General features: G+C 60.4%; 17 protein-coding genes. 4 read left to right on the top strand and 13 right to left on the bottom strand.

The window, feature by feature from the left end; all coding sequences use genetic code 11:
• Positions 1 to 14: 14 nt before the first annotated feature.
• Entirely contained in the window at positions 15 to 2,528 is a 2,514-nt protein-coding gene (locus tag AC24GY_RS06915) for a glycosyltransferase family 2 protein (protein ID WP_487681465.1), read from the top strand.
• On the opposite strand, the gene AC24GY_RS06910 is transcribed toward AC24GY_RS06915, so the two are convergent.
• The 4 genes from AC24GY_RS06910 to AC24GY_RS06895 are packed head-to-tail and all read right to left on the bottom strand — an operon-like array spanning position 2,525 to position 5,956.
• Positions 2,525 to 3,163 carry a TVP38/TMEM64 family protein gene (locus AC24GY_RS06910; RefSeq protein WP_487681463.1) on the bottom strand — a complete coding sequence of 213 codons (639 nt, stop codon included), beginning with the start codon at positions 3,161 to 3,163 and terminating at the stop codon, positions 2,525 to 2,527. The two genes, AC24GY_RS06915 and AC24GY_RS06910, sit on opposite strands and share 4 nt — an antisense overlap.
• A 25-nt stretch (positions 3,164 to 3,188) precedes the next feature.
• On the bottom strand, positions 3,189 to 4,580 hold the full coding sequence (locus AC24GY_RS06905) for a sulfatase family protein (RefSeq protein WP_487681461.1): 1,392 nt from the start codon (positions 4,578 to 4,580) through the stop codon (positions 3,189 to 3,191).
• A 34-nt stretch (positions 4,581 to 4,614) separates the two neighbouring features.
• Complete coding sequence (locus AC24GY_RS06900; RefSeq protein ID WP_487681459.1) at positions 4,615 to 5,556, bottom strand: M56 family metallopeptidase; 942 nt, start codon at positions 5,554 to 5,556, stop codon at positions 4,615 to 4,617.
• Positions 5,557 to 5,575: 19 nt separating this feature from the next.
• Entirely contained in the window at positions 5,576 to 5,956 is a 381-nt protein-coding gene (locus tag AC24GY_RS06895; protein ID WP_422322768.1) for a BlaI/MecI/CopY family transcriptional regulator, read from the bottom strand.
• Between AC24GY_RS06895 and AC24GY_RS06890 the strand changes: the two genes are divergently transcribed.
• On the top strand, positions 5,957 to 6,976 hold the full coding sequence (locus tag AC24GY_RS06890; RefSeq protein WP_487681457.1) for a hypothetical protein: 1,020 nt from the start codon (positions 5,957 to 5,959) through the stop codon (positions 6,974 to 6,976). It begins immediately after the preceding gene.
• A 1-nt stretch (position 6,977) separates the two neighbouring features.
• On the opposite strand, the gene AC24GY_RS06885 is transcribed toward AC24GY_RS06890, so the two are convergent.
• Genes AC24GY_RS06885 through AC24GY_RS06870 form a run of 4 tightly spaced genes read right to left on the bottom strand, consistent with a single transcriptional unit; the run spans position 6,978 to position 13,809 of the window.
• Positions 6,978 to 8,057 (bottom strand): sialidase family protein, encoded by a 1,080-nt coding sequence (locus AC24GY_RS06885; protein ID WP_487681455.1) that lies wholly within the window; start codon positions 8,055 to 8,057, stop codon positions 6,978 to 6,980.
• Between the two features lie 30 nt (positions 8,058 to 8,087).
• Positions 8,088 to 9,248: a hypothetical protein gene (locus tag AC24GY_RS06880; RefSeq protein ID WP_487681453.1), complete on the bottom strand. Its 1,161-nt coding sequence runs from the start codon at positions 9,246 to 9,248 to the stop codon at positions 8,088 to 8,090.
• A gap of 33 nt (positions 9,249 to 9,281) precedes the next feature.
• On the bottom strand, positions 9,282 to 10,673 hold the full coding sequence (locus AC24GY_RS06875) for a DUF1501 domain-containing protein (RefSeq protein ID WP_487681451.1): 1,392 nt from the start codon (positions 10,671 to 10,673) through the stop codon (positions 9,282 to 9,284).
• A gap of 1 nt (position 10,674) precedes the next feature.
• Entirely contained in the window at positions 10,675 to 13,809 is a 3,135-nt protein-coding gene (locus AC24GY_RS06870; RefSeq protein WP_487681450.1) for a PSD1 and planctomycete cytochrome C domain-containing protein, read from the bottom strand.
• 88 nt (positions 13,810 to 13,897) lie between these two features.
• On the opposite strand from AC24GY_RS06870, the gene AC24GY_RS06865 reads away from it, so the two are divergent.
• Positions 13,898 to 14,680, top strand: coding sequence for a PAS domain-containing protein (locus AC24GY_RS06865; protein WP_487681448.1), 783 nt, complete (start codon positions 13,898 to 13,900; stop codon positions 14,678 to 14,680).
• Between the two features lie 91 nt (positions 14,681 to 14,771).
• Here the strand turns inward: AC24GY_RS06865 and AC24GY_RS06860 are convergent, their stop codons facing one another.
• Genes AC24GY_RS06860 through AC24GY_RS06840 form a run of 5 tightly spaced genes read right to left on the bottom strand, consistent with a single transcriptional unit; the run spans position 14,772 to position 21,879 of the window.
• Positions 14,772 to 16,025 carry a hypothetical protein gene (locus tag AC24GY_RS06860; protein ID WP_487681447.1) on the bottom strand — a complete coding sequence of 418 codons (1,254 nt, stop codon included), beginning with the start codon at positions 16,023 to 16,025 and terminating at the stop codon, positions 14,772 to 14,774.
• On the bottom strand, positions 16,022 to 17,284 hold the full coding sequence (locus AC24GY_RS06855) for an MFS transporter (RefSeq protein ID WP_487681445.1): 1,263 nt from the start codon (positions 17,282 to 17,284) through the stop codon (positions 16,022 to 16,024). The genes AC24GY_RS06860 and AC24GY_RS06855 overlap by 4 nt, the downstream gene beginning before the upstream one ends.
• A gap of 23 nt (positions 17,285 to 17,307) precedes the next feature.
• Entirely contained in the window at positions 17,308 to 18,759 is a 1,452-nt protein-coding gene (locus tag AC24GY_RS06850) for a DUF1501 domain-containing protein (protein WP_487681443.1), read from the bottom strand.
• A complete protein-coding gene (locus AC24GY_RS06845; protein WP_487681441.1) occupies positions 18,759 to 21,371 on the bottom strand; it encodes a PSD1 and planctomycete cytochrome C domain-containing protein in 2,613 nt (870 codons plus the stop codon). Before AC24GY_RS06845 ends, AC24GY_RS06850 begins: the two co-directional genes overlap by 1 nt.
• Before the next feature lie 49 nt (positions 21,372 to 21,420).
• On the bottom strand, positions 21,421 to 21,879 hold the full coding sequence (locus AC24GY_RS06840; RefSeq protein ID WP_487681439.1) for a NanQ anomerase/TabA/YiaL family protein: 459 nt from the start codon (positions 21,877 to 21,879) through the stop codon (positions 21,421 to 21,423).
• 130 nt (positions 21,880 to 22,009) lie between these two features.
• Here AC24GY_RS06840 and AC24GY_RS06835 point away from each other — a divergent pair, with 130 nt between their 5' ends.
• Positions 22,010 to 22,588, top strand: a complete 579-nt coding sequence (locus tag AC24GY_RS06835; RefSeq protein ID WP_487681437.1) for a 2'-5' RNA ligase family protein — start codon at positions 22,010 to 22,012, stop codon at positions 22,586 to 22,588.
• The last annotated feature ends 10 nt before the right edge of the window (positions 22,589 to 22,598 follow it).

Here is a 22,598-nt window from a genome sequence, read left to right as displayed (position 1 = left end):
AACCTGACGCCTGCATGACTTCCGCCATCCCTTCTGCCCCCCTTGCACCCGTGAGCCACGGGCAGCGCGTGGCGGTGGCAGGAAAGTTCCTGCAATTGGCCGATGGCACCCCCCATTTCATGCGCGGCGTCACCTATGGCCCGTTCAAACCAAACTCGCGTGGCGAGCCCTTCCCTGAAGACGACCAGCTCGCTGCCGACCTGCGCCACATCACAGCGATGGGTTTCAATACCGTGCGGCTGTACGATCCCCCAACAGCAGCCGTGCTGCGCGAAGTCGAAGCCCTTGGCCTGCGCCTGATCGTTGGCATTCCCTGGAGTGAGCATGTCGATTTCCTCGCCAGCCGCTCTCTTTGCCGTGAGATCGAAACCCAGGTCGCCACCACATGCGCCAGACTGGGTTCTCATTCCTGCATCACCGCCTTCCTCGTCGGCAATGAGATCGAGAAAACTCTGGTCCGCTGGATGAAGCCCCGGCGGGTGCGGGCATTCATCGAAAAACTCATCGAGATTGCCCGCCGCCATGCGCCGCAGACGCTCATCAGCTACGCCACGTATCCGTCCACCGGCTATCTCGTGCCGCGCAATGCCGACTTCATCGCGGTGAACGTGTATCTGGAATCCGCTGCAGCATTCAGCGCCTGCCTCGCTCAATGGCAGAATCTCGCAGGCAACCAGCCGCTGCTCATCACGGAATTCGGTCTCGATGTCGCCTCCCACGGACCTGAGCGACAGGCGGAGGTGGTGCGCTGGCAGCATGACTGCCTGCTGAGCGGCGGCTGTGCGGGCGGAGTCTGGTTTGCCTATACCGATGAATGGTTCCGGGGCGGCAGGGAGATCACCGACTGGCAGTTTGGCCTCGTGGATCATGAAAGAAAGGAACGCCCTGCCTGCGCCCTTCAGCGCGCGCTGCCACCCGTCTGGCTGCCGCCTGCTACAGCGCCACGCATCTCCGTCGTGGTCTGCACCCACAATGGTGCCGCCACGCTGAGTCAATGCCTGGATTCATTGGTGGCGCTGCGCTATCCCGACTTCGAAATCCTGCTCATCGACGACGGTTCGCGCCATCACATCGCCGAGATCGCGAAAGCCCATCCGCAGGTACGCTACCAGTTTCAGGAGCACGCCGGACTCAGCGTGGCCCGCAATCTCGGTGCCCGGCTCGCCACCGGTGCCATCATCGCCTACACCGATGATGACTGCATCGTACACCCCGACTGGCTCCTTCACCTGAGCCATGCCTTTGCGGATGAAACCGTCGCCGCGGCCGGAGGTCCCAACATCCCGCCTCCGCCACGAAATCGCATCGAGCACATCGTCGCCGCAGCCCCGGGCGCACCGGCGCATGTGCTGCTCAATGACACCGAAGCCGAGCACCTGCCGGGCTGCAATCTCGCCATTCGGAAGGACACTCTTGAACTCATCGGCGGCTTTCGGGCTGAATTCAAAACAGCGGGTGATGACGTGGACATCTGCTGGCGGCTGCGTGAAACCGGCAGGCGGCTGCTCTTCGTGCCCGGAGCGATGGTCTGGCACCATCGGCGTTTCACCATCCGGGCGTATTTGACTCAGCAGTTTGGCTATGGCTGCGCGGAAGCGCTCCTGATGAAGACGCATCCCGAACGCTTCGGCTACCTCGGCGGCGCGCGCTGGCGTGGGGGCATTTACGGAGATCAGCATCCGGCGGATTATCCCGTCGAAGGCAGCATCTTCCACGGGCCCTTGGGACTCGGTGCTTTCCAGGTGATCTACTCATCCTCCAGCTTCCGCTGGTGGGAGTGGTTCACCGGCCTGCTATGGCTCGCGCTGCTGCTGCTGGCGCTGGTTTGTCAGCAGCCGTGGCTGGCGCTGGGACTGCTGGGGTTTGCCGGTTGGTCTGCCTGGCAGGTCAGTGCTCGCCACGCTGCAGCAGCCAGCATCCATGGCCCGCTGGATCGCCTGCTGCTCTGGTGGCTGAGCTTCCTGCAGCCCGTGGTGCGCGAGTGGGCGCGGCTGCGTGGCATGCTGGCACTGGACGCACGGCCCAGCCGTCATCCGCTGCTGCCAGACATCATTCCACCCACACGACCGCATAAAATCACCCTCAGCCTGGGAACGCTGTGCTTCTGGAGCGAAACCGGCATCACCCGTGATGCGTGGCTGCAGGAAATGCGCAAGGCGCTCCGAGCTGCGCACATCATCTTTCGTGAGGACGACGGCTGGCGCTGGTTTGACATCGAGGCCTGGCCCTGGTCGGAAGTTTCCCGCGCCTTTTTGAGTGTCACAGAGTTCCATGCCAAAGGACGCTGCCTCACACGGGTGAAATTGCTCCTGCGCATCCGCCGCAGCTTCGGGTGGAATATGCTGCTGTGGCTCATCGTCACCGCGATTTTGATGGCGGCAGGTTTGCACATGCTCGTCGTGCTGGGCCTCGTGGCGGTCCTCGCCATCGCCCTGCTGCTCCCGCTCGGCGTGTGGTTCATCCGCCGTGAAATGCGCAGGCTCGCGCGTTCAGCGGCTGCCAGTGCCGGATTGATTGAAATGCGTTAGCGCTTCAGCATCCGCGCCGCGCCCAGCCATAGCAAAACAGGAACGATGGCGCTCAAGGCAAACGCCCAGCCAGGCTCGCTCTGCCCGAGGTGGCCGATCGCCGCGAACACAAACCCCGTCGGCACCGAGCCGCACGCCAGCGCGGGCAAAAAAACACGCCAGCGCATGCTGGAAAGTCCTGCGAGGCAGGCCACCGCCTCTGGCAGCACCGGCATCCAGCGCGAGAGCGCCACCAGCCAGCCGCCGCGCTTCTCGAACACCTCTTCGCCTCGGCGCAGCCCCTCTTCGCCCGCAATCCTGCGCGCCGCACCGCGCCCCAACCAGCGGCAGGCAGCGTAGGCGATGACGCCGGAAAGCATCGACCCGGTCGCACAAATCAGGCCGCCCAGCCACCAGCCATACATCCATCCCAGTGCAGACATGACCACCGTCGAAGGCACCGGCAGCACGATGTCAGCCACCAGCAGCACGATCCCCGCCACCCATGCCCATGCGCCGTAGCCTTCCATCCACTTTCGCGCGCCTGCGAGGCTCAGGGTCTGGTCAAACTGCGCCCCCCAGATCACAAACGGCACGATGATCCCCGCGAGAATCACGAGAGTCAGAAGAAGGAGCGAACGGCTGCCACGGGTCATGCCACAACACAGCAGGCAATCGGGCTCAGGGCAAGAGCGGCACGGCATTCTCCACCATGCCTGCCTCCCGCTGGCCGGAGCCCGCAAGTTTGAAATCGCCCAGGTCAGCGCGGGCTTTGTCAGCCAGCCGCATGAGGCTCTGCACCACCTCAGGATGCTGGGCGGACACTTCGCGTTCTTCACTCACATCATGGCGGACGTCGAACAGCTCCAGGCTGAAAGGCTCCTGCCTGCTGCTCAGAGTTTTAAACTTGCCGGTCAGCGGCAGGTAGAGTTTCCAGTCTCCCGCACGCACGGCCTGAAGTTGATCCATGCGGTAAAAAAAGAAACCATCGTCATCCCATGGCGAGGCGGCGCTCCCAGCATTGAAAAGAATCGGCGCGATGTCATGGCCGTCGATCTTGTGCGGCGGCACACTGGCACCCGCGAGACCGGCAAAGGTCGGCAGCAGGTCCATCGTCGAACACAGCGCGTCATTCACCGCTCCGGCGGCGATTTTTCCCGGCCAGCGCATCACGCAGGGCATCCGCATCGCACCTTCAGATGTATCATACCCAGAACCGCGATATGGCGCATTGCTGCCCTGCGGTGGATTGCATTTCACCGCGCCGTTGTCGGAGGTCCACACGATGAGCGTGTTGTCCGCGAGCTTCAGCCGCTGCAAGGCCGCCATGATTTCCCCGGTGCTCCAGTCAAGCTCCTCCACCGAGTCGCCATACTCCCCGTTCGCACTCTTGCCGCGAAAGTGCTCGCTCGAAAACGGATGCGCGGTCGATCCTGGCATCGTGTGCGGCAGGTAGAGAAAAAACGGCTCCTCCTTGTGCTTCTCAATGAAGCGCACCGCCTCTTCCGTGCAGCGTTTCACCAGATGATCGCGATCCGCAGGCGCCTCGATCACCTTCTCTCCGCGCATGAGCGGCAGTTCCGGCCAGAGATCCGGCTTTTTATCCTTCGTCATGTCATCGCTGTACGGAAGGCCGAAGAAATCATCAAACCCCTGCTTCGTCGGCAAAAACGCCTGCTGATCCCCGAGATGCCATTTGCCGATGCACATCGTCGCATAGCCCGCGCTCTTCAAAACTTCAGCCATCGTGACCTCGGCGGGATTGAGCCCCTTGCGCGCCACCGGCTGCAGCACCGCACCGCCCGTATCGCTCACATGCATGCCCACGCGGCGCGGATAGCAGCCCGTCATCAACGCCGAACGACTCGGCGTGCAGACGCCGCTGGCCACATAGAAGCTGGTGAACTTTGTGCCCTCCGCCGCCAGCCGGTCCACATTCGGCGTGCGGTGCAGTTTCGAGCCAAAGCAGCCGAGATCGCCGTTCCCAAAGTTATCGACGAAAATGACGATGATGTTCGGCTTCGCCGCGAAGGCGCTGACGGAGAACAACAGGAGGAAGAGTAACGTTTTCATGGAGTGCGCGGCGTCACCATCGGCGCAGTGCAGGCTACGGTGCGCCGGGAAACGGATCTGCATTCAAACGGAGCTGCGCCTCGCTTTTGAGCGAGTTTCCTTGTGCCATCTCAGGCGACATCACCCGAATCGAGGCCATGAGCATTGCGGCGCCAATGATGAGTGTCAGGGCCGTCAGCCAGCGCGCAGAAAGCATCCAGCGGGAGTCCCGGCGAGTTGCAAACAAACGTTGAATGCGGATGCGCAGGCCTGAGCGACGGGCAAAGGCCAAGGCGAATGCCGGCAGCGGCATCAGGGTGGCATGGGCCAGCAGCATTTCTCCATACTCACGACGGCTGCAGGCCGTGGCAGCCGCCTCGTCACAGCAGACTTCGGACTCCGCCTCGTAGATGCCGCAAAGCACATGCATGGCAGGATTCCACCAGAAGCAGGCGCGGACGAGCGCCGCGCAGAAGCGGTGCAGCCCGTCCATCTGCCGCGCATGCTGGCACTCATGCCGCAGAGTGGCACGCAGCGTACCCTCCGGCCAGGAGGCTGCCTCCAGCGGCAGCAGCACACAAGGCCGCAGCCACCCCGTCATGCAGGGGCCTTCAATTTCCGCCGTGAAGAGCACTTCGACAGCACCTCCCGGATTCAGCGTGGACTTCTCGGCTTGGCGCACCAGTCGCAGGATGCCAGCGATGTCGTTCACCACTCGCAGCAGCAAGATCAAGCTGCCGATCGCCCAGACAGCAGTCAGAATCGGCCACCACCAGCCAGATTCAGAGGGGCTGCCAGTCGCGACATCAAACGAAGCCGTTGGAAAGCCTGACCATGGCAGAGGCAGCCAGGGAAGCACCCACAGCCCCCACATGCCCAGCAAGGCAAACCGACGCCGAACCTGCGGATGCTGCATCGGCACCACGAGTGCGGCGGCGCTCATGAACGCCGCCCACAGTGTTGCTTTGAGAGCGATGGCGATCCAGCAGGCGGTCATGACGTGTGTATAAAGTGGATCAGGAAGGCGACTGCTCGTCCAGCAATTTCCGGATCGCTGCGACTTCCTCTGGCGGCAGTTTGCGGTCTTTCGTCTCCAGCAGGGAGGCCATCAGCTTACCGGGTGAGCCGTCAAAAAACGTGCGCATGAGCTTTCGCAGCGCCGTATCACGCGCCTTTTCACGCGAGATGGCCAGTTCATACACATAGCGGCGCGACTCACGCGTGTGCTTGAGCAGTTTCTTGCCCACCAAGATGCTCAGCAGCGCGCGCACCGCCGAGTAGGACGGGCTGTCCGGCATTTCCTCCTGGATCTCCTCCGCCGTCGCCTTGCCCAGCCGATAGACAATGTCCATCGCCTGCCGCTCACGTTTGGAAAGTTGATCGTCTTTGACTGCCATGTGCTGAAAATGCTGCATTTAAGCAGGATCGCAAGCGCAGATTGCTGTAAGCCTCCACGCAGGGTGGATTCTCGAACGCTCAGCTTAAATGCATATTTTTCTGCATTTAATCTTGCCGGAATTTCAAATGCTGATATTTCTGCATTTATGAACCCAGCCCAACTCCGCCGTTCGATTGCTGTCTGCTCCGTTTTATTGGCCATCACGTTGATTGCGTCATGCTCTTCGATGAATTCAAAAACTGCGTCTCCTCTTAACCCGGTGATGCCGTTTTCTTATGGTGCTGGTCCCATCACCGCAGGCAATCGATCCGGCGGTTTTGCCATCCAAAACCAGTCCATCGACCATCTACTGGCGACTGGTTCCACCACTCGGATCCAGGACCGTCCCGGTCTGGGCACCTCAGCCGGTCAGGAAAAGTATTCCGTGCTGGAGAGCACACGCATGCTCCGCAAATCCGACACACCCGATGCGGTGGACTCATTTCATTACAATGACGAAGCGGGAGCAAAGGCCATGGCGGGAGTCCTCGGTGGCAGCATGACCAAACGCAGCGGTTTGTTTCCTGCCGCTGGAGAACGCCTGAAGGTGGGTCTTGTTCGCTATGGCCGCGTCTTCCCGCATTATGATGCCGGCGGGAAGCGCATCGTGATTGGTGAAAATGGCAGCCACTACGAAGTCAGGCTCGAAAACCGCACCAAAAAACGCATCGAGGTCGTTTTAAGCGTGGATGGTTTGAACGTCCTCAACGGGAAGGCGGCAAGTCCGAAACAACGAGGCTTCATTTTGGACCCCAAAGAAACGTACGATGTCGATGGCTTTCGCAAAAACGACACGACCACACGGTCATTTGTGTTTGGCAGTGTGGCACGCTCCAAAGCTGCCTCCAGCGGAGGAGCAGGCAATGTGGGCGTCATCGGTCTGGCGGTCTTTGAGGAAGATGAAGCCAGAGCCAAAGCGGAGCTGCGTCAAGAACAGCTCGCACGCGAAGGCGCGGACGCCTTTCCCGGAGCCCGCTGACTCACCGTGCCGGAGTCTCCCAAACCGCCGCGCCCATGTGGTAATGATCACATTCGGGCGCGGCTTTGGAGTAGTAGGCGGTGACGATTTTCCCGTTCGCGAGCTGCACGCTTGAGGGATAGCCGCAGTCTCCCACCTCGCTGCTTGCGAGACGGATGGGAGAGCTCCAGGTTTTGCCATCGTCGCTGCTGAACTTCGCGCAGACTCCGTGCTGCCCGGCGATGCGCACGCCATAGCTTAGCAGCAGCCGCTTGTCTGCCAGACGTGTGAGGTGGCCGTTGATCTCATTGCGTGCGGTCACCTTGAGAGGTGCACCCCAGGTCGCGCCATCGTCATCGCTCCGAAACAGCTCCATCTGCGTGGTGCGTGCGGCAGCCAGCCAGCTTTTGCCGCCAAGGGGAAAAATGTCCGTCTCATTATGTGTGGCACCGATAATGGACTGCGGCTTCCACGTGATGCCATCGTCATCGCTGCGGAAACACCAAGAGCGCCAGCCCTTGGCCTTGGACGATTTTGTCGGATCAGTGATCTGCCCCTGATAGCATGACGTGCGCAGCGTGCCGTCCTGCGCCGTCCAGATGTCGCCAAAGGGAATGTGCTCGGTCCATTCGTCAGACTCAGTCGGGGGAAAGACATCGCTCTTGTTCCAGGTGCGGCCAGCATCTTTGGAGCGCAGCACCCAGCTGCGCAGCACGGCATCGCGGAAATCAGCCTGCTTGGGCCGCTGCGGCTGCTTCACATTGGTCCAGCCGGAGCAGAGCACCAGAAGATCTCCATTCTTCGCCAGTCCCGCCGCATGGTTCATGCGGATCGTGTCCGGCTCATGCTGCGTGACCGTGCTGCGCTTCTCCCATTTTACACCGTCGCTGCTGGCATAGCAGTCCACATCCCCCTGCATGGTGCCGTGGCCGGGCTGATTGAAAAGAATGGCGATGATCGTGCCATCCGGCAGCAACGTGAGATTGGGCCACGCACACACATTCTCGATGGCGACGATGCGTTGCAGGTTTTTGGGCTCAACCTCCTGCGCGACTAACCCGGACAACGACAATGCGAACAGCCATGCGGCAATGATTTTCATGGGCTACCAACGCTGCGAACCCGGCGCACATTACGGACGTTCCGCCACCATCAGGCGCGTGAAGGGTCCATCGTTGACATTGTAGTAGATGCGTTTGCCATCCGCGCTGAAGGCCGGGTGCGGGTGGTTGCGCCGCCAGGATTTGGCGCCGCCGTTTTGGGCAAAGCTCTGCAGCAGGACCCATTTGCCACCCTGCATGTCCGCCACCTGAATACCCCATTCATCACCTTGGCCGCCCACACTGCGGCTCAGGCCGTCGGTAACCATAAGGGTACCATCCGGACTCACCGAAGGATGCGTACCACCGAGGACGGGCACGTCTTTGAGACGGGTGTATCTGGCAGGGTTGTCCTGGATGTCGAAGCTGATGTTTCCCGCTTCAAAGATGTGCTGTGAGTCAGGTGTCCAGGCCGGGTGGCCCCACTTGTTACGCTGCCAGACGCAGGCCGCTTTTTCAAAATCATACACCACCGTACCCTGCCGATGGCTGGCTCCGCTGGACATGTAATTGTCCCCGCCATTGCCTGCGGCCACTTTGAAAAACACGCGCTTCAGATCCGGGCTGAGCACCGGAAAGAAAATGGAGCACGGCTTGCCTGCAAACTCCTTCTGCAACCAGTCGCCATACTGGGCTTCCACCGCCGCGATCTTCGCCATCGTGGTGATCTTGCCGGTGGACGCGTCCCACACTTCGAGATCACGATACGGCCCCGGATTCCAATGGCAGCCATACATGGGCAGCAGGTCACCTTCCGGCCTGCCAAAACCCACCTGATGATCTTCAGCGACGATCGTCTTCGCCAGCGTCTCCACATCCACCACGACCACGCGCCACTTTTTGTCGATCACTTCATGATACGCCACGCGTTTGCCGCCGGAGAGCCACTGCTGACACGCGACGCGGTGTGCGTCCTCCGTGTGCACATTGTCAGCCAGCACCGTCTCCTTCCCCGTCGCACGCTCCAGCATGCGGACTTCACCCACATGGCCCTGCGGATCGGTGGAGGTGAAAAACAGCACCCGCGTTCCATCCGGACTTTCGGGATTGGTCAGGTAGTAGCTGTGCGTGGTATGCCGTCCTTCCACAGACGACACCGGCTTGATGGTGACATCTTTGGACCAGGCAGCGACGGGGTCAGCCGCAAGGCCGTGGACAGTCATCAATGAAAGGAATGCAACGATGGATTTCATGGTGCTAAGAATGAGCGCGTATGGCGTATCCAATCAAGCTGTCAACTCGCGCAGCACGCGCCCATGCACGTCGGTAAGGCGCTGGTCGCGACCACCGTGGCGGAAGGTGAGTTTTTCGTGATCCACGCCCATTTGATGCAAGAGCGTGGCATGGATGTCATGGATGTCCACGGGATCGCTGGCAACGGAGTTGCCGAACTCGTCAGTTTCACCGAAGGCCATGCCGCCTTTGAAACCGCCGCCAGCCATGAAGATGCTGTAGCCGTTCACATGGTGATCGCGGCCACACGACTCGCTGATTTTGGGCGTATGCGGAGTGCGGCCCATCTCGCCAGCCCAGAGCACGATGGTTTCATCGAGCAGGCCTCGCTGATCAAGATCGCTGATGAGAGCGGCGACGGATTGATCGGTGATGCGCGCATTTTTGGCGTGGTTTTGGCGAATCTGCCCGTGCTGATCCCAGGGCGAATTGTTGCCATCGAAACTCGGACAGGTGATTTCGACAAACCGCACCCCAGCCTCCACCAAGCGCCGTGCACGCAGGGCCTGGGTGGCATAAAAGCGCTGATGTTCGTCCGTGGAATCCACGCCATAGAGCCTGCGAATGTATTCAGGTTCACCGGCGATGTCCGCAATGCTTGGAACCGCGCTTTGCATGCGAAACGCAGTCTCATAGTTCGCAATGGCTCCTTCAATGATCTGCGCGTCCGAGGCGCCCGCCGCAAACTCCGCGTCCTGCTGTGCCAGCAGCGCGAGTTTGCGCCTCTGGATGACCGCCTCATCATGCGGAGCAATGTTATCGACCGGCACACCCTTGGCACGAACCATGGTGGCCTGATGACTCGCGGGCAGGAAAGAACTGCCGAAGTTTTCGAGCCCGCCGTTTGGCACCCAGTCGTTGTTGAGAACGACGTAGCCGGGCAGGTTGCGGTTCTCCGTGCCCAAGCCATAGGAGACCCAGGAGCCGATGCTCGGCGCCTGGCCAAGGATGCGGCCGGTGTGCAGCAGCAAATTCTGCTGACCATGCAGCGGCAGTTCACCGACCATGGAACGCACGACACAGAGCTTGTCCGCCACCTGCGCGATGTGCGGAAAAAGCTCGCTCACCCACAAGCCGCTCTGCCCGCGCTGCTTGAACTCCCAGGGACTGCCAAACCAGACGCGGCCCGCATTTGACTGCGAACGCTTTGACACCGCGCCACTGCCGATGGCTGTGCCCTCGAACTTCTTGAGCATGGGCTTGGGATCAAAGGTGTCCACATGGCTGGGACCGCCGTCCATGAAGCAGAAGATGATGTTCTTCGCCCGTGCTCGGCGGTGCAGCGGCACACCTGCCATGGCACGCAGCGCCAGCATGCCAAAGCCTGCGGCAGCCCCTGCCAGAATCTGGCGGCGCGTGCAAAGATGATGGTCATGCGGCAACATTTCAGCGGTAGTAGAGAAACTCCTTGGTGTTGAATAACGCATGGGCAAGCCGTTCCCATGCATCCGGCGTGTCACCGCCAAAATCCTGCAACGCGACTATCCAGCGTTTCAGTTCGGCTGCGTCCGGCGCACGGGCCAAAGCCTGACCGAACATCTGACGCGCGCGGTCTTCGCGGTTCATGTCCTTGTCCTTTAACAAACCAGCCGCCCAGCATTTTGCCATCTCGTTCACAAACGGATCATTCAGCATGATCAGCGCCTGGGAGGGAACATTGGTCACGTCTCGTCTGCCGGCAGGCAGCTTCAAATCCGGAAGATTGAAACCGACGAGAAATTTCGGCGGGTCCATGATGGACATCTGCAGGTAGATCGAGCGGCGGCCATGACCATCGAGCGGACCGCTGAAAAGGCGCTTGGCACCATCCTCGACACTGCGAAACGGCAGGACAGGCCTGCCATAAAGCTGCGGGTCTAGACGACCGGAGATCGCGAGCAGTGAATCGCGAATGGCCTCCGCCTCCAGCCGCCGTGTAGCGTAGTGGTGCAGCAGTCGGTTCTCTGGATCACGTTCGCGCGCGGCATCGTTGACGAGTCCGGACTGCCGAAAAGCCTGGCTCAAGACCAGACGCCGCACCAGTTTCTTCGTGGACCAGCCTTCGCGAATGAACTCGCGTGCCAGCCAGTCGAGCAGATCGGGATGCGAGGGCTTGTCTCCGAGGCGTCCGAAATCATCCGGGGTGGCCACGAGTCCGGTGCCGAAGAGCCACTGCCATACCCGATTCACATAGACACGGGCCGTCAGCGGATGCTCGGGATCCAGCAGTGACTCGGCGAGTGCCAGGCGGTCCGACACTCGCACCCCAGAGTCCAGCATTTTCAAAAATCCCGGCTGCACCAGACTGCCGGGCGCATCCACATTTCCGCGCACGTTAAGCGGGTAGCTGGCGGGGGACGTTTCCCGCTGGTCCATACTGTTGACCGTACGCGGAAAGCCGATGCCCGCCTCGACGCTGCGATATTCGGCCACGAGAGTCGCGAGCTTGCTTCCGGGTTCCGCCTTGTTTGGCAGCAAACCGCTGGCGAGCAGCCAGTCGAGAACAGGCTGATCACCGGGCTGTGGATTGCCGTCACCCCACCGCGCAACGGCAGAGTTGAACCAAGCCGCGATTCGCTCCCAGGCGTCCGGTGAACCGCCAGCGTCATACAAACCAGCAAACGCATCCTGTTCATCCTGCGGCGTGCCAGCCTTGTCATGCGAGACAATGCCGCAGACACTCAGCCAGCTGCGTTTGTCATAGCCGAAGTCGTCATTTTTGAGCCCCTTTGCCAGACCGGTTCGCGGTGGGAAATTCGGGTTCAACGACGAGGTGGCAAACTCCACCGTGACCTGCTGCACCCCATTCTTCAGCTCGGCATCGGCAAAGGTCCGCCACTCCGGCTGGGTGTTGGTGTAGAAAGCGATGGTTTCGTTTTGAAACGCATGGTCATCGACCACAAGCTGACCGCCGAATTCCCCGCCTGCGAGGTCAAGGCTCACGAACCTGCCCGGGATGAGATGCTCAGGCGGCATGCGCAGCGCTCCGGGCAGCTTGGAAGACAAGGCATGCGTGTGCCAGCCGCGCGGCAGGAAGCGCGCAATAACGGCATCGCCTTCAAGAGCTATGAGAAGCGTGCCTTCTTCAGCAAAGCCGTGCTTCATCCCGTCGCCCTCCATCACCCATCCGTCGGGTAACTGCGCCTTGGCGGGATCAGCCAACGGTTTGAAAATGGCGTTGGCGTTTTGCGCGGCCACGCGGGCCTTGCGCCACTCGACAGCTTTTTGTGTGAATTGACCTGGCGCTGCAAGCGGCGCACCGACGCCTTTCAATACGCTGCTGTGCGACTCCGCCCACTGTTTGAGGAAGGCCGCCGCGAACGGCTTTTTCCACGCTGCTGCCACCTCGGTGCGGATCGCCGCGCGCAGGTCTTTGAGCTTTGCGATGGCCGCATCATTTTTCCCCGGCGCATCGATCACGCGGGAAGTCCAGCGCGGTGTCGTGAAGATGGCGGCAAGAGCGTAGTAGTCATGCTGCGAGACGGCTTCGAGCTTGTGATCGTGGCAGCGTGCGCAGGCCACGGTGGTGGCGAGGAAAGCTTTGGAAAAGGCGTCGATCTTGTTGTTCACCATTTCCTGGTGAATGCCGTTGAACATCAGGCTGCTGCCGTGGCGATGCTCCCCGAGATGATAAAACATGGGGCCGATGAGGCTTTCCTTGGTTTGTGAGGCGGTGTTGATGCGCGGCGCCGGCAGAAGATCTCCCGCTATTTGTTCGCACAGAAATTGAGCGAAGCTGATGTCGTCATTGAAGGCGCGGATGAGGTAGTCACGGTATTCGTAGGCACCCTTGGCCGGATTGTCCCATTCGTAGCCGTAGGTATCCGTGTAGCGCACGACGTCCATCCAATGCCGCGCGAAGTGCTCGCCGAAGCGCGGGCTTTGCAGCAGCATGTCCACATAGGCCTCGTCAGACAAAGATGCTGAAGCCGAGGATGGCGGCAGCCCCGTCAGCACAAATGAAAGCCGCCGCCTCAGCACGCCAGGCTCCGCAGGGGGCGCAGGCTGGAGTTTGGCGGCCGCCAGCGCCGCACGCACGAAACGATCCACCGGCTCTTTTGACCATGCCACATCATCCACCTTCGGCGGTTCGTTTTTGCGCATGGGCTTGAGGCTCCACCAGTCGAGGCGCTTGTGGAACTCGACGTCCCAGGTGTCGCCTGCTGCCAGATCCTGCGTGCTCTTCGCCACTGATACTCGCGGATCGGGAGCCCCGCTCCGGATCCATTCCGCAAACACGGCAATCTCCGCAGCAGGAAGCATCTTCTTCGGCGGCATTTTGACATCCTTTTCGGCATGACTCAGCGCCTGCATCAGCAGGCTTGCTTCCGGCTTCCCTGGAACAATGGCGGGGCCGCTCTCACCGCCTTTTTCCCAGCCTGACTTCGAGTCAAGAGCGAGGCCGCCTTTGATTTTTGTCTCATGCGAATGGCACTCAAAGCAGCGCTGTTTCAGCAGGGGCTCCACCTTGGAGACGAAGATGTCCTCCGCGCCCATGACTGAGGCGGTGAGCAGACATGCAATGGTGGCGAACAACTTCATCGGTTTTGTGCAAAGGAACCTACGCCACCAGAAAGCCGTCTCTCTGTGGCCATACACGCAAAAAATGGTAATATCCGATCATATCGCCATGAAACCGCTGCAGAAAAAATTTCTCACTGAGGTGGCCGATCTGTGCCAGTTGCTCGATCCCCTGGATCGCATCCCGGGCGCGATGTTCATGATCAAGAATCTCGAGTCCCGCTACATCTACATGAGCCAGGCCCTGCGCCGGGCGGTCCACGTGCCGGACAATTTCGAAGTGATCGGCAAGACGGACTTCGACCTGTTTCCGAAGATCATCGCACAGAGCTTCCGCCAGAACGACCTGCAAGTGTTCAAGCATGGCAGGCCGCTCCTCAATGAAGTCCATGCTGTGGGGTTTTTCGCTCATGCCATGAAATGGGCTTGTTCGAGCAAGTTTCCACTGCGTGACCGCCAGGGCAAAGTCATCGGCCTCATCACCATCAATGAGGAATACAACGACGTGATGGGCCAGGACGATGCACTGAACCGCCTGCTGCCTGCCATCGAATACATTTCAAAACACTATGCCGAGACCATCACGGTCGTTCAACTGGCCCAGCGCTGCAGCTTTTCTGAGAGCCACTTCACACGGATCTTCAAGCAGCGCATGAACATGACCCCCTATGCTTTTGTGGAGCAGGTGCGGATGTTTCACGCGCTCGACACCCTCCAGCACAGCTCCGCAAGCATCGCGCAGATCGCGCTCGACTGCGGGTTCTATGATCCAAGTTCGTTCGTGAAGCGCTTCAAGAAATTCACCGGCACCACGCCGTTGCGTCACCGCCATGAGCATCAGGCCAGGCTTCAATCTGGCCGGGCGGTCGTGTTGCCTGAGCCGACGGATTGAGCGCTGGTTGAAGCCGCTGACTTGCTCAGAACATTCACGGCCGCAACATGACCTGCTCATGGCCAAGAATGGCAAACTGGTGCTGCTGCGATCACTCGCGCCAGTACAGCGACTCCTTCGACACGTTGTAGGCCACCCCCATCTCGGGTGTCTGAATGACCTCGCCCTTGCGATACAACGATTCCACCGCTGCAATCAGCATGCCGGAAGTCAGCAGCGTACGCTCCACAGGATACGGCGCACGGTTGTGCAGGATCATGTCCTCGATGTGATGGACGAGCGGATTGAAGAAGTCGGCGGTGGTCGAGCTTGATCCCGGCATCGGCAGAAACATCTGGCAGGAGGTGATTTCACCTGTCTCGGAGTTCAGGCCCGCATAGTTGAAATCACGCACAGGCAGCATGAACAGCGTGGTGTGGAAGCCATCGCGATGTTCGATGAAGTAGGCGAAGGCATCAGGGAAGATCTTGCGCGCCCACTCAAAGCTCACCGGCTCCAAAGGATACCCTTCCACTGGCCAGGTGTGGCTGCGCGTGAGTGCAGCGCCAAGCAGCCGCTGCGTGTTCTTCCGCGTGGCGGCATGCTCCCACATTTTCGCGCCCCGCAGGGCCAGCACGCTCTTGATTCCCACCTCACCCCCACGGCGGCGCTCAGACATGCACTGCGCGGTTTCGAGACCGTGGAAATCATATTTCTCGACGCCACCGTAGCCGACCGCCACGCTCTCAGCCAGCGGCGTGCCCCATGGCAGATCCACCGCAGGCAGACGACGTGTCACGGGCAAGGAGGAACCGGCTAGAAAAGGAAAACCCAGCCGTTTCGCATCGGCCACCATCTCGGTGCATTTACTCCATTCGGTGGAAAGATGTTTGTCGTTGAAGACGGGCACGCTGCGGCCGCTGGCCTCGAAGACCTTCACGATTTCTTTGAAGAACTCGTAGCGCGGGTAGAGCGTCTGCCCTTTCTCATTCTCAGGGTAGTCACCGTGCTCACCAATGAGAACGACACCATCGACCGCGAGGTTGCCAGTGCCCAGCGTGAGCGCCTCGGCGATGCTGGAATAAATCGGAATGTGATAGCGCTCAGAGCGACCACGCGCGAGATCGGTCTCCGGAAACTGCGCAACGTACAGCGACACCAGATCCGTCTGCGGTGGCAGCCACTGACCGGCCCAGGCGTAGCCCATGGCAAGCCGGTCCACGAAATGCATCGCATGCGAGTTCTTGAACATCACCGTCGCGATGAGAGCGACCTTTTTGCGCACTGGCGCAGGTGCGGCATGGGCTGTGGCAGCGGCGGCGCTGGCCAGAAGAAAGGATCTGCGGGTCCAGGATGATGAGCTCATGATGATGAAGAACGTTCCGATTTGTTTTCCCAAAACAACCACAGCGGCAGCACCGCGATGAGAGGCAGGCACGAGGCCAGCATCAGCCCCTGATCAAACGAGTGCGTGCGATCCGCGAGCCTGCCAAAGAACTGCTGCGCCTGCGCCGGCAGCACCCACGCCACCACTCCGGCGATGCCGGTGATCTTGCCCTGATGCCGTCCCGACAAATCCTGCGTGAAGGCATGATACAACGGAAACACGCCCAGCGCCCCGGCACCCGCGAGCATGAAAACCCCGAGCAAAACCCAGCCATGCTCCAGCCACGGCGTGAGCGCGCAGGAGGCGCACAAGGCCCCGCAGCCCGCAAAGACAATCACACGCGCCGCATGCACCGACAGCTTGCGCCGCCCCAGCCACACGGCAAGCGCCCCAGCACCGAGACAACCGACATCCGTGGCCACATACCACGCCGAGGTGAACCACAGCGTCTCCGCTTCCGAGTAACCCCGGCCTTCCTGCAATATCTTGGGCAGCCATGCACGCAGGATCTGCCACGTCGTGTTGATCCCCGCGATGACCACAAAGATGATGAGCATCCGTCGGCTGAAAATGACGCTCCACAGGCTGGTGCCATCGCTCTTGTCCGAGGTCTCGCTCACACGAACCGGTGCAGGCAGGTCCGCTTTGCGCACGAGGGCAAACCAAAGCACCAGCCAGCCAAAGCCGGTGATGCCAACCACTTGAAACGCCGTGCGCCAGCTACCGAGCTCGGCCGTCATGAGACCGCTCATGATCAGCGGCGTGATGATCGCCCCCACGGAGGTGCCGCTCTGCAGCACGCTGTTGCCGAAGGAACGCTCACGCGCATCCAGCAGCGCCCGCGTGGTGCGGATGCCGCAGGGCCAGTGACCCGCCTCGAAAAATCCCAGTGCCATGCGGCACCACAGCAGCTCCTGCTCGTTGTGCACAAAACCCGTCGCCAGTCCGGCAAGCGACCACATCGTCAGCACGATGGCATACAGCCAGCGCACAGAGAAACGATCCGCCGCCCACCCAAAGACGATGGAACCCGCCGCGAACGCATACGCAAACACCGCCTCGATGTGGCCATACTGCTCCTGCGAAAGTCGAAACTCCTTGGTGATGCGCACCGCCGCATTCGCCAACGTCTGGCGGTCCATGTAGTTGATCGCCGAAGCGAGCAGCAGCAGGCCGCAGATCGTCCACTTCCAGATCGCCGAACGATGCAGTGGATTCGGATCAGCGGCGTCAGTCATGCGAGGTAAGCGCTGGTCAAATTTTAGGCCAGCAGCTCATCCACCACCTTGGCACCCTGGTTGTCCGTGAGCGATGCGGCGAGGCCGTTGCGCTTGTAGGTCAGCTTGGTGTGGTCGAGGCCGAAGGTCTTCAGCAGCGTGGCGTGGTAGTCGAAGTGCTTCACTTCATCGATGACAGCCTTGTGGCCAAATTCGTCCGTCTCGCCGTGCACATAGCCTTTCTTGAATCCGCCGCCGGCCATCCACATGCTGAAGCCGTAGGTGTTGTGGTCACGGCCCCACTTGTCGCGGCCCGCATCATTTTGCAGCACAGGCAGACGGCCCATTTCGCCGCCCCAGTGAACAACAGTAGAATCAAGCAGACCGCGCTGCTTGAGGTCAATGAGCAGCGCAGCGCTCGGCTGATCGGTGGCCTGGCAGTTCTTGGGCAGCGCCGTGATGAGCGAACCATGCTGGTCCCATGACTGGCCCGCATTCAGCACCTGCACGTAGCGCACACCGCGCTCGACGAGACGACGCGCGATGATGCAACGTGTGGCGTAATCTTTGGTGATTGGATTATCGACGCCGTAGAGTTTTTTGACGTACTCAGGCTCTTTCGAAATATCGAGCGCCTCTTTCGCGGCGACCTGCATTTTCGCCGCGAGCTCATAGCTGGAAATACGCGCCTGCAGATCGAGCTCGCCGGGATGCAGGGCGAGATGGTCCTCATTGAAGGCCTTCAGCAAATCAAGCTGCCGCTGCTGCGGCGTACCGGCCAGCGAGGGCGGCGGATCGAGATTCAAAATGCGCGGCTCGGTGGCGCGCACCAGCGTGCCCTGAAACAGCGAAGGCAGCCAGCCATTGGTGAAATGCTCACCACTGAAAGTGGGCAGACCGCCGGGATGCGAGAGCACCATGTAGGCGGGCAGTTCATCCGTCTCGCTGCCGAGACCGTAGGTCAGCCACGAACCCAGCGCCGGGCGACCCGCGGTGATGCGTCCCCCGTTCATCGCATAGAGACCCTGCGCGTGATTGCTCACTCCGGAAGTCATCGAGCGGATCAGCGTGATCTCATCCACCACCTTGCTCAGATTCGGCAGCAGCTCGCTGATCTCCATGCCGCACTCGCCATGCTTCGCAAACTTCCATGGCGAGCCAAAGCATTTCGATGAAGCCTGCGCGAGGTTGTCGTACTTGATCTCACCGGGAAACTTCTGCCCGTCGTACTTCGTGAGCATCGGCTTCGGATCAAACAGGTCCATCTGCGACGGCCCGCCCATCATGAACATCGAAATCATCGCCTTCGCCTGCGGCTCAAAGTGCGGCTTCTTCGGATGCAGATCGTAGCGCATCTCACCCGTGATGCTCTCGGGCTTCACGGGAGCGGCCAGCAGACCATCCTTCTCAAGCAACGAGGCGAGTGCCAGCGTGCCAAGGCTGTAGCCATTGGCATGCAGGAAGTGACGGCGGGAGCAGAGCTGGGGGCGGTTCATTATTCGACGTAGAGGAAGCGGTTTGAGCTGCAAAGGATCTGGCAGAGGCTGGCCATGGCTTCCTGCGGTGGATTGGGCACGACACCTTTCGGATGCTGAATGTCGTGGTGATACTGGGCAAGCGCCTTGGTCTGCTCATCGAGATAGGCGATGCCTCGGACGACATCAGCCTGCGTCGCTGGTTTGCCAAAGAGCAGTTCCCAGGCGCGCTTGATCTGCTCCGTGCGATTGCCAGGGGCCGCAGCCTCCAGGCGGTCAGCAAGGCGGAGCGAGCTGTCGAGCACGAAGGTGTCGTTCATGAGCAACAGTGACTGCGGGGCCACGGTGGTCTGCGCGCGCAGTTCGCAGTTCGGCGTCATGACGGGGGCGTCAAAGGTGTCGAGCACGGTGACGGGCTTGCTGCGGCGCACCTGCACATAGATGGAGCGGCGATAGTCGTCTGCACCACCGGGATCCACCTTGTTAAGTGTGATCGTGCCCTTGTCGATGCCGGTGACCACACGGCCCTGCGGATCACGACCAATGCCACTCGGCGGACCATAGCTCGACTGCACCAGCGTGCCGGTCACGGCCAGCAAGGAGTCGCGCAATGTCTCGGCATCCAGACGACGCAGTTTGAAGCGCGCGTAGAGCTTGTTCTCAGGATCGCTGTGCAACGAAGCGTTGTTCACCGAAGACTGCCGGTAGGCACTGCTCAGCATGATGAGGCGATGCAGTGATTTTAGCTTCCAGCCGCTCTTCACAAACTCATCAGCGAGGTAGTCGAGCAGCTCCGGATGCGTGGGCAGTTCGCCCTGGCGGCCAAAATCACCCGGAGTGTTCACGATGCCACGCCCCATGTGGTTCATCCAAAAACGATTCACCAGCACCCTCGCTGTCAGCGGATGTTTGCCGCTGGTGAGCCATTGCGCATAAGCGAGACGACGCCCGCTGGACCCGCTGCTCACCGGCACCGGTTTGAAAGGCTCAATCTGTGGACTGGCCAGGATGCTCAGCTCACCGGGAGTCAGAGCCTGCTTCGGCTGATCATGATCTCCACGATTGAAAAGCTTGGTCACGGGCACCTGTCCCTTCACTTCCGTCAGCGCCATCACAAAGCCTTCCACCGGCTTCGTCTCACGCAGCTTTTTGGCCTCGGCCATCTTCGCATCCACGATGTCCTGCTTCTTCTTGTCGTAGAGATCGAGTGAGTAGGTCGCCAGCGCGGAGGGATACTTTTTGATGAGCGTCTTCTGCTCAGGGGTCTGCTTGGCGACCGGCGTGTCACGGGCGACGCGGAAGGCCGCCTGCTCAGGCTCGGGCACCTTCTTGATCTCGACTTCGAAAATCTCATCGAGGAACTTTTTGCTCATCGCCCGCGCCTCGACCTCGATCTCCTTGGCTTTGACTTCAATCTCCGCCGCCTTGGCGCGCTCTTCAGGAGTGTAAAGTGAGTACAGCCTCTGCGCAGGTGCCCGCCATGCCTCCCAGTTGTAGGCCGGATCAAACACCGCGCGCAGCCGGTAATAGTCGGCCTGAGTGATCGGATCATAGCGGTGATCGTGGCACTGAGCACAGGCCACAGTCATGCCCATGAGCGACGAAGTCGTGACTTTCATCTGTTCGGCAATGACCTGATTTTTCGCGAGCTTCGCATCATCAGGCGCATCGCCCGTGCCATCAGGCGCCATGCGCAGGAACGCAGTGGCAATGAGCTGATCAGTCCTCTGCGGATCCAGCACAGCCTGCTGGAAGTCTGCATGCGTCGCTCCGGCGAGTTCGTCCCCCGCCAGCTGCTCCTGAATGAATTCACTCCACGGTTTGTCCGTGTTCATCGCACGAATCACGTAATCCCGATAACGCCACGCCTGGGGCCGCACCGAGTCAGCCTCCGAATAGCCGTTGGAGTCCGCGTAACCCACCACATCCAGCCAATGCCGAGCCCAGCGCTCGCCGTAGTTTTTCGAGGCCAGCAGGCGCTCCACCAGCTGCTCATAGGCCAGCGGTGATTTGTCACTCACAAAGGCCTCCACCTCCTCCGGCGTCGGCAGCAGTCCGGTGAGATCCAGCGACACACGGCGAATCAAAGTTCGGCGGTCAGCCTCGGGCGCAAAGGTGAGTCCCTTGTCACCCATCGACTTCAGCAGGAAGGCATCCACCGGCGTGCGCACCTGCTTCACATCCACCTGAGCAGGCACCATGGGGCGTTTCACCGGCTGAAAGGCCCAGTACTCGCGGTCATCGTCTGAAATCATCGGTCCTGGAGCGAGCGCCAGCGGCTCAGGCCTCGCGGTCTTGGCCCCTTGGGCGATCCATTGCTCAATGATCGCCAGTTCCGCCTCGGACATCGGTTTGCCCTTCTTCGGCATTTCTCCGCTTTTGATCAGACGCACCAGTTCACTCTGCGCTGGCTGCCCCGCCACAATGACGTGCTTCTCATCATCGAGTTTCACGTCCATGAAGCGCCGCAGCCGCAGATCCACCCCGCCCTCCGGCTTCTCTTCCTCCCCATGGCAATGCGTGCAATGAGTCTTCAATAGCGGTCGCACGTCTTTTTCAAACGTGAGCATGCGGTCCGCGCCGCGAACGGTCACGGCGAGGGAGCAAAAAAGAACAGCAGGCGTCAGCTTCATCAGGGGGTAATAAACCTACGCCCCCAGTACGCCCGTTTTTGCGGCCGGATTACTCCACCGCCACTTTGATCACCACTTTGAACACCTGCTCTGGTTTTTCCCACTCGATGCAGGGCGCATGCGCATCCTCCGGGTAAAGAATAGCAAAATGACCGCCACTCATGTGCAGCGGGGTCACATCGGGGATCAGTTTCCACAGCGCGGCCTCTTTTTCCTCGTTGTAGGCCATCGTCTCCTCCTGCATCGCCGCAAGCGGGGCCCACAGGATGGTTTCCCGACCGCTGTAGATGAACTGCACATCGATGTACTTCCGATGCGCCTCAAACTTCGCCTTCTCCATCGGCTTCGTCTCATACGTCTGCACCAGCGCAAAGCAGTGATCCCCATCGAGATCAAACCGCCCCAGCGGCTGTGTGCCGTCCACCGTACGGAGGTAGGCAAAGGCCTTGGCAAAACGCGAATTCAGGGATTCGTAGCGGGCGGAGTTTTCAAGAGTGTCGAGGATCATGGGAGGAAGAACTCCAAATCGACACCATGCTCAAGCGGACTGCAATACACAAAGGCGGACTGCGAATATCATCGCGCATTGAATTGTCATCAGACTCGCTGAGTGTCCCGCTCCTTCGTCCGCCCTGTCCATGAACGACCAGTTCCTATTTTCCGACATGCCCGCCGCCCTTGAAGAGCAGCCGGTCACCAGCGTGTTTTTGGCCATCCTTCCTGATCAGGTGGCTGCTGAGCAGATCGCCCGCTGCGCGTGCGAGGTGAGGGCCAGACACGGGCTCAAGGGTGCTCCCCGCCCCACGGGGCGCTTCCATGTCACCCTGCATACTTTCGATCATGCCCCACCTGCATTGGAGCGCTCCGTCCAAATGGCTCAAATGGTCGCGGCCAAAGTGGTGAAGGGCGTCATTCCATTTGAGGTGCGCTTTGACCGGGTGAAAAGCTTCTCGGAGAAAAAATCCAATTGTCCCTGTGTCCTCGCAGACCGCGAAGGCAATGAAGCCTTGAGAGCTTTCGCCTCCCGATTGAAACGCGAAATGGGCAAGCCAGCCGGACACTTTACGCCGCATGTCACGCTGCTGTACGATGATGCCATCGTTAAAGAAGAATATGTGGAACCCGTGATCTGGACGGTGCACGAAATCGTCCTGCTCAAGGCCATCATGAAAAGAAAGACTTTCCAGGAGCTCGGACGCTGGACGCTTCAGGGCTGAAGCTCATCGC

This window comes from Prosthecobacter sp. Pr1, assembly GCF_057652315.1.
This window is presented reverse-complemented; position numbering and strand designations above follow the sequence as displayed.

Coding starts and splice junctions, on each gene's coding strand:
- AC24GY_RS06910 (WP_487681463.1), bottom strand. CDS start 3,163: ATGACCCGTGGCAGCCGTTCGCTCCTTCTTCTGACTCTCGTGATTCTC.
- AC24GY_RS06885 (WP_487681455.1), bottom strand. CDS start 8,057: ATGAAAATCATTGCCGCATGGCTGTTCGCATTGTCGTTGTCCGGGTTA.
- AC24GY_RS06855 (WP_487681445.1), bottom strand. CDS start 17,284: ATGACTGACGCCGCTGATCCGAATCCACTGCATCGTTCGGCGATCTGG.
- AC24GY_RS06840 (WP_487681439.1), bottom strand. CDS start 21,879: ATGATCCTCGACACTCTTGAAAACTCCGCCCGCTACGAATCCCTGAAT.
- AC24GY_RS06905 (WP_487681461.1), bottom strand. CDS start 4,580: ATGAAAACGTTACTCTTCCTCCTGTTGTTCTCCGTCAGCGCCTTCGCG.
- AC24GY_RS06900 (WP_487681459.1), bottom strand. CDS start 5,556: ATGACCGCCTGCTGGATCGCCATCGCTCTCAAAGCAACACTGTGGGCG.
- AC24GY_RS06870 (WP_487681450.1), bottom strand. CDS start 13,809: ATGAAGTTGTTCGCCACCATTGCATGTCTGCTCACCGCCTCAGTCATG.
- AC24GY_RS06835 (WP_487681437.1), top strand. CDS start 22,010: ATGAACGACCAGTTCCTATTTTCCGACATGCCCGCCGCCCTTGAAGAG.
- AC24GY_RS06865 (WP_487681448.1), top strand. CDS start 13,898: ATGAAACCGCTGCAGAAAAAATTTCTCACTGAGGTGGCCGATCTGTGC.
- AC24GY_RS06880 (WP_487681453.1), bottom strand. CDS start 9,248: ATGAAATCCATCGTTGCATTCCTTTCATTGATGACTGTCCACGGCCTT.
- AC24GY_RS06845 (WP_487681441.1), bottom strand. CDS start 21,371: ATGAAGCTGACGCCTGCTGTTCTTTTTTGCTCCCTCGCCGTGACCGTT.
- AC24GY_RS06850 (WP_487681443.1), bottom strand. CDS start 18,759: ATGAACCGCCCCCAGCTCTGCTCCCGCCGTCACTTCCTGCATGCCAAT.
- AC24GY_RS06915 (WP_487681465.1), top strand. CDS start 15: ATGACTTCCGCCATCCCTTCTGCCCCCCTTGCACCCGTGAGCCACGGG.
- AC24GY_RS06860 (WP_487681447.1), bottom strand. CDS start 16,025: ATGAGCTCATCATCCTGGACCCGCAGATCCTTTCTTCTGGCCAGCGCC.
- AC24GY_RS06895 (WP_422322768.1), bottom strand. CDS start 5,956: ATGGCAGTCAAAGACGATCAACTTTCCAAACGTGAGCGGCAGGCGATG.
- AC24GY_RS06875 (WP_487681451.1), bottom strand. CDS start 10,673: ATGTTGCCGCATGACCATCATCTTTGCACGCGCCGCCAGATTCTGGCA.